Source organism: Deltaproteobacteria bacterium, assembly GCA_003696105.1.
Classification (GTDB): domain Bacteria; phylum Myxococcota_A; class Polyangia; order Haliangiales; family J016; genus J016.
In genome coordinates this window covers 63,532-77,761 of the sequence record RFGE01000087.1, presented here as the reverse complement: position 1 = coordinate 77,761, position 14,230 = coordinate 63,532, and the positions used below count along the sequence as shown (strand labels likewise).

Genomic DNA, 14,230 nt, shown 5'->3' with positions numbered 1-14,230 from the left:
TCCGCGAGTCGATCCGCCGGATAGGAGCCATGGATCCCAAGGGACAGGGGACGGTCACGGTCGCGTTGAATCATACGCTCGCCCAACTGCTCGCCCGGTTGTGCGTCGAACTGGGCACGGACGACCCGACCGGCGTGCTGTCGCGCGCGCTTGGCTTGCTCGACCTCGTCCAGCGCACGCAACGGCAGGGCGGGCGGCTGTGCTTCGTCAACGAGCGCGGCGAGATGGCCGACGTGGTGTTCTGATGTCGCAAAAGATCGACCTCGACCACCGGCGGTTTCGCGAAATCGTTCGCGGCAAGATCAAACAGAATCTGCGCAAGTACATCAGCCAAGGCGAAATGATCGGCCGCCAGGGCAAGCAGACCGTGTCGATCCCGCTGCCGCAGATCGACATCCCGCGGTTTCGCCACGGCGACAAACAGCAGGGCGGCGTCGGCCAGGGGGACGGCGAAGTCGGCGACGCGATCGGCCAGGGGGAGCCGCAGCCGGGGATCGGCCAGGCGGGCGATCGTCCGGGCGACCACCTGGTTGAGGTCGACGTGTCGATGGACGAACTGGCGCAGATCCTCGGCGAGGAACTCGAACTGCCGCGCATCGAGCCCAAGGGCAAGGAGAAGATCGTCGCGTTCAAGGACAAGTACACCGGTTTGCGCCCGACCGGGCCGGAGTCGTTGCGGCACTTTCGCAGCACGTTCAAGCGGGCGCTGCGCCGCCAGATCGCGATGGGTACGTACGACCCGCGCCGGCCTGTGATCGTGCCGATTCGGGACGACCGCCGCTATCGATCGTGGCGGACCGAGCCGCAGCCGCAGTCGAACGCGGTGATCATCTACATGATGGACGTGTCGGGTTCGATGGGCGACGAGCAGAAGGAGATCGTCCGCATCGAGTCGTTCTGGATCGACACATGGCTGCGCTCGCAGTACCAGGGCATCGAGGCTCGGTACATCATTCACGACGCGATGGCCAAGGAGGTCGATCGCGATACGTTCTTCCGCACTCGCGAGTCCGGCGGAACCATGATCTCGTCGGCATTCAAGCTGTGCGCGAAGTTGATCGAGGAGGAGTACCCGGCCAGTGAGTGGAACATCTACCCGTTCCACTTCTCCGACGGCGACAACTGGTCCGTGGACGACACGGTCACTTGCATCGAACTACTCCGCAGTCGCATCCTGCCGAACGTCAACCTGTTTTGTTACGGCCAAGTAGAGTCGCCGTACGGCTCCGGTCAGTTCATCAAGGATCTGCAGGAACATTTTGGCGACGACGAGCGCGTGGTCACGTCCGAGATCAAAGGCAAGGACGCGATCATGGACTCGATCAAAGATTTTCTCGGACAGGGGAAATGACGACACCCAAGCCGCTGCCCGCGCACCTGCAGGACATGCAGGCGGAGATCGAGGGCTACGCCCGCGAGTACGGGCTCGACTTCTTCCCCATCATCTACGAGATCCTCGACTACAAGACGATGAACGAAGTCGCGGCGTATGGCGGCTTCCCGACGCGCTATCCGCACTGGCGCTTCGGCATGGACTACGAGCAACTGTCCAAAGGCTACGAGTACGGCCTGCAGAAGATCTACGAGATGGTGATCAACACCAACCCGGCCTACGCGTACTTGCTCGAGGGCAATTCTCTCGTCGATCAAAAGACGGTCATGGCGCACGTGACCGGTCACGTCGACTTCTTCAAGAACAACTATTACTTCTCCAAGACGAACCGGAAGATGATCGACGGGATGGCCAACCACGCAGCGCGCGTGCGCCGGCACATCGCGCGGCACGGCATCGAGGCGGTCGAAAACTTCATCGACGTGTGCCTGTCGCTCGAGAACCTCATCGATCCGATGTCGCCGTACATCCAGCGCGTGCGGCCGAAGGCCGATAGCGAACTCGACGGGGAGCCGGATGAGCCCGCGGAAATCCCCAAGCTGCCGGCCAAGGGCTACATGGAGGACTACATCAATCCGCCCGAGTTCATCGAGGCCCAGCGGCGAAAGCAGGAGGCGGCCAAGGCGAAGGCCAAGCGGTTCCCGGAGGAGCGCCAGCGGGACGTACTCAAGTTTCTCATCGACTACGCGCCGGTCGAACGCTGGCAGCGGGACATCTTGGAGATCATTCGCGACGAGGCCTACTACTTCGCCCCCCAGGCGATGACCAAGATCATGAACGAGGGGTGGGCGTCGTACTGGCACTCCAAGATCATGACGGAGAAGGCGGCGTCGGCGGCCGAGATCATCGATTACGCCGATGCGTGCGCGGGCGTGCTGGCGACGTCCGGCGCCAGGCTCAACCCGTACAAGCTCGGCCTCGAGCTGTTTCGCCACATCGAGTACCGATGGGATCGCGGCCAGTTCGGCAAGGAGTGGATGGAGTGCGAGTCCCTCGAGGAGAAGCAAAACTGGGATCGGCGGACCGGCCTCGGGCGGAAGAAGATCTTCGAGGTGCGGCGACTCCACAACGACGTCACGTTCATCGACGAGTTCTTCACGCTCGAATTCTGTTACGAGCAGAAGTTCTTCACGTTCGGCTTCAACGAGCGGTCGGGCAACTGGGAGATCATGTCCCGCGAGTTCAAGGAGGTGAAGCGCCAGCTACTGCAGTCGCTTACCAACCGCGGGCAGCCGTTCATCTACGTCGAGGACGGCAATTTCGAAAACCGGGGCGAGCTGTTGCTCTTGCATCGCCACGAGGGACTCGATCTCAAGATGGACTATGCGGCGGACACGCTCAAGAACTTGATGACGATCTGGTCGCGTCCGGTCAACTTGCTCACCAAGGTCGACGGCAAGGGACGGCTGCTGCGGTTCGATAACTCCGGGTTTTCCGACAAGTCTGCCGACTACCCGGACGGCGCGTGACCGCGGCGGGCCCGATTGGGCTACGATCGGTGCCGATGCGGCTCGCGAGCTGGGCGCGGACCGACACGGGCCGGAAGCGCGACCACAACGAGGACAGCTACCTCGCCGACGACGAGCTGCAGTTGTGGGCGGTCGCCGACGGGATGGGCGGGCACCAGGGGGGTGGCTGCGCCAGTCGCATGGCGCTGGACGTGTTGCGCCGGGAGATCGCCGCGGCGATCGGCGACGTGACCGTGGCCGCGGCCGCGATCCGGTCCGCGGCCCGTCGAGGGATGGCGCGGCGGGCGGCGGAGGAGGCCGATCCGGATGGCGTGACGGTCGAAGACATCGGGGACGACGACACACTCGACGGCGCGACCGCGCGCGCATTGGCGGCGGCCCGCGTCGTGCCCGGCGGCGGGGCGCCGGGGGCCGCGGAAGGCGGCGAGTTGCGCGTGGGATCCACCGGCGCCGACACCGACGCAGATGTCCAACTCGTGCTGTCGACCGCCGCGCGCCGGGCGGGCGAGGCGATCTTCGAGACGGCGCAGGTGTCCCCGGAACTCGAGGGGATGGGCACGACGCTGTCGGCCATCGTGCACCACGCCGGCAAGGTCTACTTCGCCCACGCCGGCGACAGTCGCGTGTACTTGTTTCGCGAGGGCCGCCTGTCGCAGCTCACCGAGGACCATTCGTGGATTTGGGAGCAGGTCAAGGCGGGCGCGATGACCGAGCAGGAGGCGAGGGCGTCCAAGTTTCGCCACATCATCACCCGGTCGGTCGGGTTCGAGCGCGACATCGAGGTGGACACGGGGGTCGTACCGGTGCACGCGGGCGACTGCTTTCTGCTGTGTTCCGACGGCATGTCGAACTATGTCGAAAACGACGAGCTGGCGCGCATTCTCGCCGGGAGCTGGTATCGGCGCGTGCCGCAGCTGCTCGTCGATCTGGCCAACGATCGCGGAGGCGAGGACAACATCACCGTGGTCGTCGTGTGCGCGCGCAACGATCTGGACGGCTGATCGCCGGCGGTCACGGCCGGGCGCGCAGGCGTGCGCGCGCGTCATCCGCGAACCGACCGGCGGGAAAGCGGTCCAGGTACGCCCGCAGGAGCCGTCGGGCGCGGTCGGTATCGCCGGCGCGTGCGGCGGCGCGAGCGGCAGCGAACGCGGCGTTGTCCGCGGCCGGCAGGTCCGGATACTCGCGGGCGACGCGCAAATACAGGTCGACCGCGGCGCGCGCGTCGCCTGCGACGAGCGCAGCGTCGGCCAGCAACGAACGGGCCTCGGCCGCGGCGGCGCGGTGCGGGCGCGCGGCGAGGGCGCGCTCGATCGCGCGCCGCGCGCCGTCGACGTCGCCCGCGGCGAGGCGAGTGCGGGCACGCGCCAGCAGGGCCGCGACGTCGCCGCGCGACGTGCGCTCCTGCATCGCGGCCGCCCGGCGCGCCGCGTCGGGCGCGGCGGCGACCGTGGGAGCCGTGGAGGCGTCGGCTGAGGCCGGTGCGGTCACTCGTTGCAGATCCCACGATCCGCCCGCTGCCACGACGGCGGGTGGGCGGCCGTTGCGCGGACGGATTTCCACCGTGCCCGACCAGACGTGTACGCGCGTCGGGGTTATCTCGAAACGACCGGCGAGCACGCGCACGGCGAAGGTTTGCGTTTCGACGCGCAGCGGCGACGCGGATGCGCCGGTATCCACCGCGATGGCGCCCCGGCGCAACTCGATGGTGCGGTCGCTCTCACGCCATGCCACCGCCGAGGGGGCCAGCGCTTCGACGCGAGCCGTCCCCGCCGTCCACACGCCGGCCGCCGGCAGGTCGGCGGCGGCGGGCGCGGGCGCCGTTGCGGGAGCCGGCCGTGCGGGCGGCGGCATGCGCGTGTCCCCCGCGCGGATGGCGAGTCCGACCGCGGCGGCGGCGGCGGCGGCGGCGACCGCGATCGTCGCCGTGCGTCCACGGCGGCGCGGGACCGCCGTCGCCACCGGGGCGGCGGCCAATGCGCCCCGCAGTGCGCGGTCGCGCGCGCGCGGCGACAGCCCGTCCGGGTCGCGGGCGCCGGTCGCGGCGAGCAGGCGGTCGACCGCGCGCGCGTCGGCGTCGCACCGCGCACACGCGGCCAGGTGCTCTTCGAGCGCGAGTCGCTCGACTTCCGACAAGTCGCGCGCCCGGCGGTCGGCCCACAGCGCGCAGGCGGTCGTGCACGCGCGCCTCACGCCGGCTCCTCCTCGACCAGATCGCGCAGCAGCGGATCGCGCCGCGCGCGGCGAACGAGTTCGCGCCGCGCCCAGTAGACGCGCGATTTGGTCGCCGACACCGACGCCCCCATGAGTGCCGCCGTCTCCTCGATGCCGCGACCGTCGATCACGACCAGTGCGAACGCGATGCGCTTGTCCGCGCCGATCGCGGCGAGGTGGTGGAACACGCGCGCGAGCTGCCGGCGCCGATCCGACGTGCGATCGGGGGCGGGCTCCGGGCCGGCGCGGTCGCAATCCACGACCGACAGTGGGGCGCGGCGGCGAACGGCCGGCTGGCGCAGGTGTTGGCGCACCGCGTTGACCGCGATGCGCGCGAGCCACGTGCGGATGGAGGCTTCGCCGCGATAGGTCGGGAACGCGGCGACCGCGGCGATCAGCGTCTGCTGCAGCAGGTCTTCGAGATCGGCACCGGGGCCGACGAGCCGCGCGAGCAGCCGCTCCAGCGCGGGAAGCTGCGCGCGCAGCACCGCCTCGAGCGCGGCGCGGTCGCCGCGCCGGCACGCCTGTATCGACTCCTCCGGCGGATCGCCGGGGCGGGGGCGCGCGCGGGTCATCGGTCGGTCCACATCCTATGGAGGCGCCATCCCGGCGCCAGGTTGAAGAAAACGCTCAACGCAGGGAAACTACGGCGGCGAGGGTCGCGAACGGGCGCGCCCGCCCGAGGTCCATCACGGGTGCGCCGTTGACCGTGAGCAGCTCGCGGACGGGGCTGTAGTCGACGCCGGCGGCGGCGCGGAGCGCGATGCGGGAGTTGAGCCGCCAGCGCGCGTCGACTCCGAGGGCGGCGATCGGCAGCGCGACGGTCGTTCGCGCGGCCGAGCCGGCAGGTGTGTGGCCCGCGGCGCGCACCGCGCGGACGCCAGCGGTCAAACCGCCGCCGAGCCCGAGCGCGCCAAACTCGCGCCAGCCCCGGACGCCGACGGCCACGCGCAGGTCGTCGGTTGCGACGTCGCCGTCGGGGGTGCGGCGCGCATGCCCAGTGTCCGCCGTGAACGCGACGACGGTCTCGATCCCGTGCGCGCCGCCGTCGAGCCCGGCGGTCGCGCTCTGGATCCCCGCGGCAGCGGCGACGCCCGCGGTGGCGTCCGGCGCGCCGAGCGCGGGCGTCGCGCGCACGCCGAGTTCGACGACGGGCCGCAAGCGCGGCGCGGGCGGCGTCGCGCGAACGGACGGCGCGCCGAGCCACGCCGCGGCCGTGGAAGTTCCGGTGAGGGTGGCGTCCACCAGTTCCCCGACGCGCAGGGCGAGGGCGCGGTCGGTGTCGGGGCCGGGCGGCCCATCGACGCGGAACACGTGCACCAGCACGCGCCCCCGCCGGCGTCCGACGACGTACAACGCGACGTCGCGGCCGCCGGCGTTCGCCGGGCTGGGCTCGATCCACACGGCGATCGCCGCCCCCGCCGCATCGGCGAGCGCGATCGCGGCATCGACGCGCTGCGGCAACGGGCCGGCCGGCAGCGCGCCGCCGCGGCGCACTTCAGCGACTCCCGCGAGCTGGATCGCGAGCTGGTCGGCAAACCCGGCTGGCGGCGGCTGATCGTGCGCGGCGACGATCAGCACGCGCACTACCGCGAGGGCGGCGTGCATCGACTTCGATGGTAGCGCACGGCTTTGCGCCCTCGCGGCCGGGCGTGCGTCTCGGTCCGCTCGCACGGGCCGCCTGGCGCCGGTCTGCGCGCTCGCGGCCGGGCGTGCGTTCGTTTTGTTTCAACCGCGGCGCCGGCTGCCGCATCGGAATGGAGTCATGACCTACGCGCGCCGCAACTTCGCCACCCTGCCTGCATTCCTTTCCCCTCTGGCCGTCACGCTCGCGCTCGCCGCCGGCCTGTCCTTCGGCGCTGCTTGCGGCGACTCCAGCGACGACGTCGTGTCCGATGACGGCGGCGCGGGCGCGGCCGATGCGGACCCGAACGCCCCGGACGCCCAGCCCGGCGGCGGCGACGGCGGGACGGGCGGCGGGTGTGTACCCAACGGTCCACAGTGCAACAACTGCGTCGACGACGACGGCGACGGCCTCGTCGATGGGTTCGATCCGGAGTGTACGGGGCCGCTCGACGACGACGAATCGTCGTTCGCCACCGGCATCCCCGGCGACAACATCGACAAGAAAAAGCAAGACTGCTTCTTCGACGGCAACAGCGGGGGCGGCGACGACGGATGCGCGTACCCGACGTGCTGTCTGTTTCCGCCGGGGACGCCGTGCCCGACCGAGTTCGGCGGCCCCGACCTCGACCCGGCCGACTGCGAAGTCGCCCAACAGTGCATCGATTTCTGCGCCCCGCTCACCCCGCCGGGCTGCGACTGCTTCGGCTGCTGTACGATCTGCAACGACATGGGCTGCTTCGACGTGGTGACGAACCCGGCGGTCGCGCCGGACTGCACCGCCGCCACGGCCCACGACCCGACCGTGTGTCCGCCGTGCGTGATGAACACCGACTGCGGCGGCGACGATTGCCGCGACTTCGAGTGCGTGCTGTGCCCCGGCCAGTCGCCGGACGACTTGCCCGACACGTGCGACACGCCCGACTGCCCGGGCGGCCAGACCGTCTGCGCCAGCAACGACGACTGCTCGTCGACGGAATACTGCAACGGCGGTTGCTGCGTGGCGGTCGTGCAGTAGCGCGCGGCGGCCGGCACCGGTCCGCCGTTGTGCGCCGCGGGTTGGGGTGCGACTCGTCGCGAGGCGGACCGCGCGGCCCGCCCGCGGTGTCGCAGCGGTCCCTCGGCGCACTCGCAGCGGGGCGGGGCGCCGTGCCCCTTGCGGTTCCCCCGCGGCGCCGCGGTCGCGGACGAGCGCTCGCCGCGCGCCGCTCTCACGTCGAGCCGACAGGACCCGCGCGGGTTGGTCGCGCCCGTGGGCCGCTCACGGGTCACCGCACGGCCGAGCCGTGCGGCTCGACGCGCGTGCGGCGCTCCACCTACTGGACCGAAAACGCGAACTCGATGCGCCGGTTCTTGGCGCGGCCCGAACTCTTGCGGTTGTCGGCGATCGGCTCGTCCATGCCGCGACCGACCGCCGAAATGCGCTCCGCCGGCACGCCCTTGGCCACGAGGTAGGCTTTCACCGCGTCGGCCTGCGCCTGGGTGATCTCGCGGCTCTTGTCGGGCCCCTTGCGGCTGTCCGTATGGGCGATGACCTCGATGCGGACGTCGGGATGGGCGAGCAACAAGTCGGCGACCTCGTCGAGGATCGCCTTGCCGCGGCGGAGGGTGGCCGTATTGCGGCGGAAGTGCACCTCGACGACACCCGCGTACGGCGAAAACGCATCGGGCACCTGCGCCGGTGCGCTCGCGACCGGCGCGTCGCCGGAAGCTGGCGCGTCGGCGGCGGCGCTCGCATCCGTCGTCGTGGGGGCCGGCGTCGCCGGCGGCTGGCGTTCGACGGCCTCCATCCCCGCGGGACACTGCCGCGCGCCCTCGCCGGCGCCGGCGGCGCGCTCGAGCACCACGACCGCGACCATCGCGGTGTCCGACACGGCGCCGATTGCCTCGACGCGCTCGGCCGCGATTCCGCGCGACTGAATCCGCGCCTTCAGTGCATCCGCGCGCCGCTGAGCGGCCGCCCGGTCGATGCGGGACTGGTCGCCGACGACGACCACGCGCCACTTCGTCACGTCCGGGTGGGCGAGCATCTGCGCCGCGATCTGATCGGCGTACACCTTGCCGCGCGCCGACAGTCGATCGCCTCGCGTGAAGTCGACGGATCCGTCGATGGTCATGCGGTCGCCGTCGAGCGTCACGAGGGTGACCCCGCCGTCGTCGGGGCAGCCGTCGAAGTCGTCGACGCCGTTGATGACCTCGGCTTCCGCGGGGCACTGGTCGGCCGCGTCCGGGATGCCGTCGCCGTCGTTGTCCAGGTCGGGGCACCCGTCTTCGTCGTGATAGCCGTCGGCGTCTTCCTTGCACAGAGGGCACTCGTCGAACTCGTCGGGGATCTCGTCGCCGTCGTTGTCGACGTCCGGACATCCGTCCCAGTCCTCGAACCCGTCCTCGTCTTCGGGATCGTCCGGGCACTGGTCGTACGCGTCGACCGTACCGTCGTCGTCCGAGTCGCGCTTGTCCGCCGGGCACCCGTCCTTCGCGAACGGCGGCTTGCCGTCCTCCGCGTCCACCGGGCAGCGATCGTCGGCGTCGGGGATGCCGTCTTTGTCGTTGTCGGGCTCCGGGCAGCCGTCGTCGTCTTCGAACCCGTCGATGTCCTCGGGTTCGTTCGGACACTTGTCGATGGAGTCTTCGCGCTTGTCGCCGTCGTTGTCGTTGTCGGGGCAACCGTCGGCGTCCTGGTAGCCGTCTTTGTCCTCGGGGACGAGCGGGCACTGGTCGCGGTCGTTGCGCACGCCGTCGTTGTCGGAGTCGCGGAAGTCCGGCTGCCATCCGACCGACACGAACACGCGCAGGCCCGGCGAACCGATGCCGCGAACGATGCCGGCACCGCCGCCGGCGACGACGCTGAACGCGCTGGTGGCCTGCACGCGCAAGGCGCCGTTGACCTCGACCGGGCTCGCGTCGAGGTCGGCGCCGAACAGGTCGCTGCGGCCGAACACTTCGGCAACCGCGTCGACCCGGTCGGTCACTCGGAACGCGCCCGCCGCCCCCCACGCGAGCTGCTGGCCGATCTCGCTCGAATACAGCGTACGCGGTTTGCGGAAGATCGCACCGAGATGGGCGCCGAGCCGCAAGTTGCCGTCGCTGTCGCTCCACTGCGCGGCGGCGCGCGCGCGGAACGTCGGCAGGTTGTCGCCGAGCAGTCCGCCGTCGGAGAACGCGCGGCCGTCGGGCTTCTTGCCGACGCTCGTCGGCAACGTGACCGCCGGGATCGCCGCGAGCCGCCATCGATCGCGTTGCCAGAACCGCCACTTGAACTCGGCGCGCAGGTCGCCGAGGCCGGCGGCGCTCAGCCCGTTGCTCGGCATCGCCGTGTCCAGGTCGAGACCCTGGCCGTCCATCGACAGGGTGACCGGTAACGCGACACCAATCTCGAACTCGTCGCGCAGGCCGTAGGCGCCGCCGAGGATCCCGGCGAGCATGCGCTCGACGACCTCGGTGCGCTCCGGGTTCATGTCGTCGATCTCGAACCCGTCGCCGACCGGCTGGACGTTGTAGATGGTGAGCGGGTTGGTGAGGAACGTGATGAGAAAGTCGACGTTGAACTGGCGATCGCCGATCACGTCGACGTCCGGCACCGTGAGAAACGTGTGTCGCCCGGTCGCGTACTCGAACAGGTTCAGGTCGATGGCGGCGTCGAACTCCGGCTCTTGCGCGCGAGCGCCGCGCGGCGCCAGCGACACGATCGCCGACACGAGCCCGGCCGCCAGCGCGGCGCGGGACATCCCCCGGTGCGTCATGGCACGATTGTACCGCCCGCCGCGGCCGGCAAGCCAGGCGCCAGGGGGCGGTCGTGCGGGACGGCGGCGGCCGCGAGCCGGTGCGCGCGGCGGCGAGCCCGCCACGCTTACCGGCTCGCGGCCTGGGAACCGGAGCAGGCCGCCCGCGCCTTGACGCGTCGCGTCGATTGTGGTGAAATGACCCTTCCGGGAGATCCGACCATGCCGCACGACGACGTGTCCGACGCGCTGCGCCGGGCGATGGAATCTGCGCTCCGCGTCTGGGCGGAGCGCTTCGACGGAACGAACGACCCGCTGTACTGGGTGCTCCGCATCAAGGCCGCCGAGACCCACGGCGGGCCCGGCCGCGCGAACCTGCTGGTGGACGTACCGGATGCGGTGCGCGACGACGTCGCGGCCCATCTCGACGCGGACGCGCGCTACTGGGACAACATCCGCTACGCCGACCTCGATCGAGTCGCCCAACTGTGGGGGGTGGTGGTCAACGCCGTGCGCGTCGTCGCCGACAGTCCGATGGCGACCGAGCGGCAGCGCGAGGTGTTCGCCTACCCGGCCGAGTCGCTGTACTCCTTCTTCCGCGCGGCGCGCGACCGCATGGAGATCGCCGATCAGCTGTACCACTTCTTCAAACCGATGCCCGCACCCGAGTGTCAGGCGCTCGCGGCGCTGCTCAACGTCCACGTCGACGCGCCGCTCGACGTGGACTTGATGTGCCGGCTCGTGCGCCTGCTCGACGGCGAAGGGCCACTTTCCGACGGCGAGGCCGCCGACCTCGACAACTTGTCGAACACCGGTCTGGTCGACGCTGCGTTCCGCGGGCTGCGGCGCCAGGCATGACGTCCGCGACCGGCGGCGCACGCGCGGAAAACCGACCGGGCGCGGCTCAGCCCGGCGTGAACCGGAACGTCCACACGATTTCGGTCGGTACCGGCCGGTCGTTCTGATCGAGCGCCGGCTCGAACTCGAGCCCGCGCGCCAACTCGAGGGCGATCGCGTCCAGGGGGGAGCCCGAGCGCTGGACGAGCGCCGCCCGGGCTACGCGTCCTCGCGCGTCGACGAGCAACCGCACCTTGACGACGATCTCGGCCGCGATCGGCTGCTTGAGCTTGCTGAAATCCTGCCCGCGCTTCGGGATCGGCTTGCGCTTGAGCGCGCTCACGGACACGGGGCGCACGCCGGTGCCGCGGGACGACGGCGGCCCGCCGCCGCCCGTGTCCGTGCCGGTGCCGCCCTCGACGCCGCCGGCGCGCCCGGTCGTCCGGCCTCGAGCGACCGGGATCGCCCCGCCCGGCCCGGTATCCGGCAGGCGAAAGACGCGCCGCGGGGCGGGGCGGTCGCCGGTCGTGTTCGGGCCGGGCGCGGGCGCCTCGTCGGCAGCGGCCGGTGGCGGCGCGGGGGGCGTCGGCGCGGAGGGGATGCGCGCGACGCGCCGAGGCCGGGGCCGAGACGGCGGCTCGGGCTTGGGCGGCTCCGGTGGCGGCTCCGGCTCGGGCGGCGGCGGCTCGGGCGGCGGCTCCGGCTCCGGCGGCGGCTCCGGCTCCGGCGGCGGGGCGGGCCGCGGCTCGACCACATCGAACCCGATCACCGCGCGCGCGCGCGGTCGGTCGCGCGCCCATTCGCCGGCCGCATACAGCCCGGCGCCGAGCGCGGCGTACACCAACGCGGTGATCGCGGCGGGGACCGCCCAGCGTTCGCGCAGCGACTCGTTCACTCGTCCCGCTTCACCTCGGTCGTCATCGCAAATCGTTTGACGCCCGCGAGCTTGATGAGATCGACGATCTCCATGACGTCGCCGTGCGGCACGCGGCGGTCGGCCGTGATGATCGGACGCAAGTCGGCGTCGCCGGCGAGCGCCGCGCGGATCGCACGCTCGATCGCCGCCTTGTCCGGCGCGGGTTCGCCGTTGACGAACCACTTCGGCCCGGGCTGGATCGTCACCTCGATCGTGCCCTTGATCTCGGCACCGCTCACGGTCTTGGGGCTTTCCACGTCGATGCCGCGCGCGACGATCAGCCGCGCGGTGACCATGAAGATGATCAGCAGCACGAGCGTGATGTCGACGAGGGGAGTGACGTTGATGTCGGTGATCGCGCCGGCGCCGGCGTCGTCGTCGCGATATGGCGTCGTTCCGCCCGCCATCACCGCTCCTCCGGCGCGTCGTCCGCGCGCAGCTCGCCCAGGATCGCGTGCGCGACGGCGTCGGCGTCGGACAACGCCTCGCGCAGCCGCCGGTTGAGATAGTTGTACATGACCACCGCGGGGATCGCGACCATCAGGCCGACGGCGGTGGCCACGAGCGCCTCGGAGATCCCCGCCATCACGACTGTCGCGTCGCCCTGGGGATTCGTCGCCAGGTCGTCGAACGCCACGATGATGCCGAGCACCGTTCCGAACAGACCGATGAACGGCGCGTTGTTGCCGAGCGTCCCGAGGAACACCAGGTTGCGTTCGTGGTCGGCCCGCGCGCGCGTCTTGGCGGATGTCATCGCCTCCGCGGCCGCGTCGGCTCCGCGGCCGGCTTCGTCGATCCCGGCGAGCGCGACGGTCGCGGCCATCGCGCGCGACTCGCTCCACCGCTTGCGCGCGGACGGCGCATCGCCGGTGGCGAGCGCGCGCTTGACGTCGGCGATCAACGCGTCGACGTCGATGCGTCGCGCGCGAAAGAAGCGGACGCGCTCGATCATGACCGCGACGGATGCGACCGAAAGCGCGACGAGCAGCCACAGCACCCACTGGGCGCCCAGCAGTGTGAATCCTTTGAACAGTTCGACGAGGTTCATGGCGACTCCGGGTCGGCCCGCGGCGGCACCGCGGGAGGTTTCACGATCTCTCGAAGCACCGCGGTCGCGTACGCCCCGGCCGGTAGCGAGAAGCAGACGCACACGGCGCCGTCTGCGTCCACGTCGACGCGCGCGCCGTCGATCGGCACGGCGATCGGCCGCCGCGTCCCTTCGGCGAGCTTGCCGGCGCGGCGGAAGTCGTCCAGCGTCACACCGGCGGCGTCGAGCACCGCGCGTTCGCGCGCCGCCGCGGCGGTCCCCGGCGCGGGCACCGGCATCTTGTGGCCGAACATCGGCCCGGAGGGCAGTCCGCGCCGCATCAGGTCGCCGTCGATCCGCTCGCGGTACAGTCCGTCGGCGATGCGCCGGCGCAGGTAGTCGTTGAACAGGTACGACTGGAACGCGGACACGAACAGGCGGCGCTTGCGGCCTCGCGGTGCGCGGGCGCCGGCCTCGCCGCGCACCAGCGCGCGGCCGATGTCGTGGTTGTCGCCGCGCGCGCCGAACCGCTGTTCGCCGAACCAGTTCGGGCTGCCGGGCGCGTCGGCCAGCCGGGCGAGGATCGCCTCCGCGCGCGCCGCCGCGTCCGGCACCGCGCCGCGGATGCGCACGGCGAACCGGTTGCCGCGCAGGTGGCCCGTCTTGAGCTTGTTGCCGTGGCGCTCTACGCGCAGCACGCGCACGCCCGCGACCTCCACCGCGCGGACCGCGTCGGGCGTCACCGGCGGGGGAAATGACACGTACTGGCGGGTGACGGCGTGCCGGTCCTTCATCCCGGCGAACCCCACGTCGCGCGCGGCGACGCCGAGCGCCGCCGCCAGCCGGTCGACCGCCGCGAGGGTCGTCACGCCGCGCTTTTCGATCCACGCGTACACGTGGTCGCCGGCTCCGCACGGTTCGTACGCGGGGATTTCCTCGACCTTGAAGTCGGCGTCGACCTGGCGGAGGACGCCGCCGGTGCCGGGAAGGTCGCCGGTGACGAACGGCAGGTCCATGGGGCCACCCGTGCGG

The 14,230-nt window shown here is 71.3% G+C and carries 14 protein-coding genes; 6 read left to right on the top strand and 8 right to left on the bottom strand.

What is annotated here, in order from left to right; genetic code table 11:
• Positions 1-29: 29 nt before the first annotated feature.
• From D6689_05895 to D6689_05880, 4 genes are read left to right on the top strand one after another with little or no spacing between them, the layout of a single operon-like run.
• Entirely contained in the window at positions 30-245 is a 216-nt protein-coding gene (locus tag D6689_05895) for a hypothetical protein (protein RMH43277.1), read from the top strand.
• Complete coding sequence (locus D6689_05890) at positions 245-1,351, top strand: DUF444 family protein (protein ID RMH43276.1); 1,107 nt, start codon at positions 245-247, stop codon at positions 1,349-1,351. The genes D6689_05895 and D6689_05890 overlap by 1 nt, the downstream gene beginning before the upstream one ends.
• Complete coding sequence (locus tag D6689_05885; GenBank protein RMH43275.1) at positions 1,348-2,862, top strand: SpoVR family protein; 1,515 nt, start codon at positions 1,348-1,350, stop codon at positions 2,860-2,862. Before D6689_05890 ends, D6689_05885 begins: the two co-directional genes overlap by 4 nt.
• A gap of 35 nt (positions 2,863-2,897) precedes the next feature.
• Positions 2,898-3,863 (top strand): serine/threonine-protein phosphatase, encoded by a 966-nt coding sequence (locus tag D6689_05880; GenBank protein RMH43274.1) that lies wholly within the window; start codon positions 2,898-2,900, stop codon positions 3,861-3,863.
• A gap of 10 nt (positions 3,864-3,873) precedes the next feature.
• Here D6689_05880 and D6689_05875 read toward each other — a convergent pair whose 3' ends face one another.
• From D6689_05875 to D6689_05865, 3 genes are read right to left on the bottom strand one after another with little or no spacing between them, the layout of a single operon-like run.
• Positions 3,874-5,052, bottom strand: coding sequence for a hypothetical protein (locus D6689_05875; protein ID RMH43273.1), 1,179 nt, complete (start codon positions 5,050-5,052; stop codon positions 3,874-3,876).
• A complete protein-coding gene (locus tag D6689_05870) occupies positions 5,049-5,648 on the bottom strand; it encodes an RNA polymerase sigma factor (GenBank protein RMH43272.1) in 600 nt (199 codons plus the stop codon). The genes D6689_05875 and D6689_05870 overlap by 4 nt, the downstream gene beginning before the upstream one ends.
• Before the next feature lie 55 nt (positions 5,649-5,703).
• Positions 5,704-6,681, bottom strand: a complete 978-nt coding sequence (locus tag D6689_05865) for a hypothetical protein (protein RMH43271.1) — start codon at positions 6,679-6,681, stop codon at positions 5,704-5,706.
• A gap of 745 nt (positions 6,682-7,426) precedes the next feature.
• Between D6689_05865 and D6689_05860 the strand changes: the two genes are divergently transcribed.
• Positions 7,427-7,714, top strand: a complete 288-nt coding sequence (locus tag D6689_05860; protein RMH43270.1) for a hypothetical protein — start codon at positions 7,427-7,429, stop codon at positions 7,712-7,714.
• Positions 7,715-8,012: 298 nt separating this feature from the next.
• Here D6689_05860 and D6689_05855 read toward each other — a convergent pair whose 3' ends face one another.
• Positions 8,013-10,439 carry a hypothetical protein gene (locus tag D6689_05855; protein ID RMH43269.1) on the bottom strand — a complete coding sequence of 809 codons (2,427 nt, stop codon included), beginning with the start codon at positions 10,437-10,439 and terminating at the stop codon, positions 8,013-8,015.
• 201 nt (positions 10,440-10,640) lie between these two features.
• Between D6689_05855 and D6689_05850 the strand changes: the two genes are divergently transcribed.
• Positions 10,641-11,276 (top strand): hypothetical protein, encoded by a 636-nt coding sequence (locus tag D6689_05850; protein RMH43268.1) that lies wholly within the window; start codon positions 10,641-10,643, stop codon positions 11,274-11,276.
• 46 nt (positions 11,277-11,322) lie between these two features.
• Here the strand turns inward: D6689_05850 and D6689_05845 are convergent, their stop codons facing one another.
• From D6689_05845 to truD, 4 genes are read right to left on the bottom strand one after another with little or no spacing between them, the layout of a single operon-like run.
• On the bottom strand, positions 11,323-12,150 hold the full coding sequence (locus D6689_05845; GenBank protein RMH43267.1) for a TonB family protein: 828 nt from the start codon (positions 12,148-12,150) through the stop codon (positions 11,323-11,325).
• Entirely contained in the window at positions 12,147-12,578 is a 432-nt protein-coding gene (locus D6689_05840) for a biopolymer transporter ExbD (protein ID RMH43266.1), read from the bottom strand. Before D6689_05840 ends, D6689_05845 begins: the two co-directional genes overlap by 4 nt.
• A complete protein-coding gene (locus D6689_05835; GenBank protein RMH43265.1) occupies positions 12,578-13,219 on the bottom strand; it encodes a MotA/TolQ/ExbB proton channel family protein in 642 nt (213 codons plus the stop codon). Before D6689_05835 ends, D6689_05840 begins: the two co-directional genes overlap by 1 nt.
• Positions 13,216-14,214, bottom strand: coding sequence for a tRNA pseudouridine(13) synthase TruD (truD, locus tag D6689_05830; GenBank protein RMH43264.1), 999 nt, complete (start codon positions 14,212-14,214; stop codon positions 13,216-13,218). The genes D6689_05835 and truD overlap by 4 nt, the downstream gene beginning before the upstream one ends.
• Positions 14,215-14,230 lie beyond the last annotated feature (16 nt).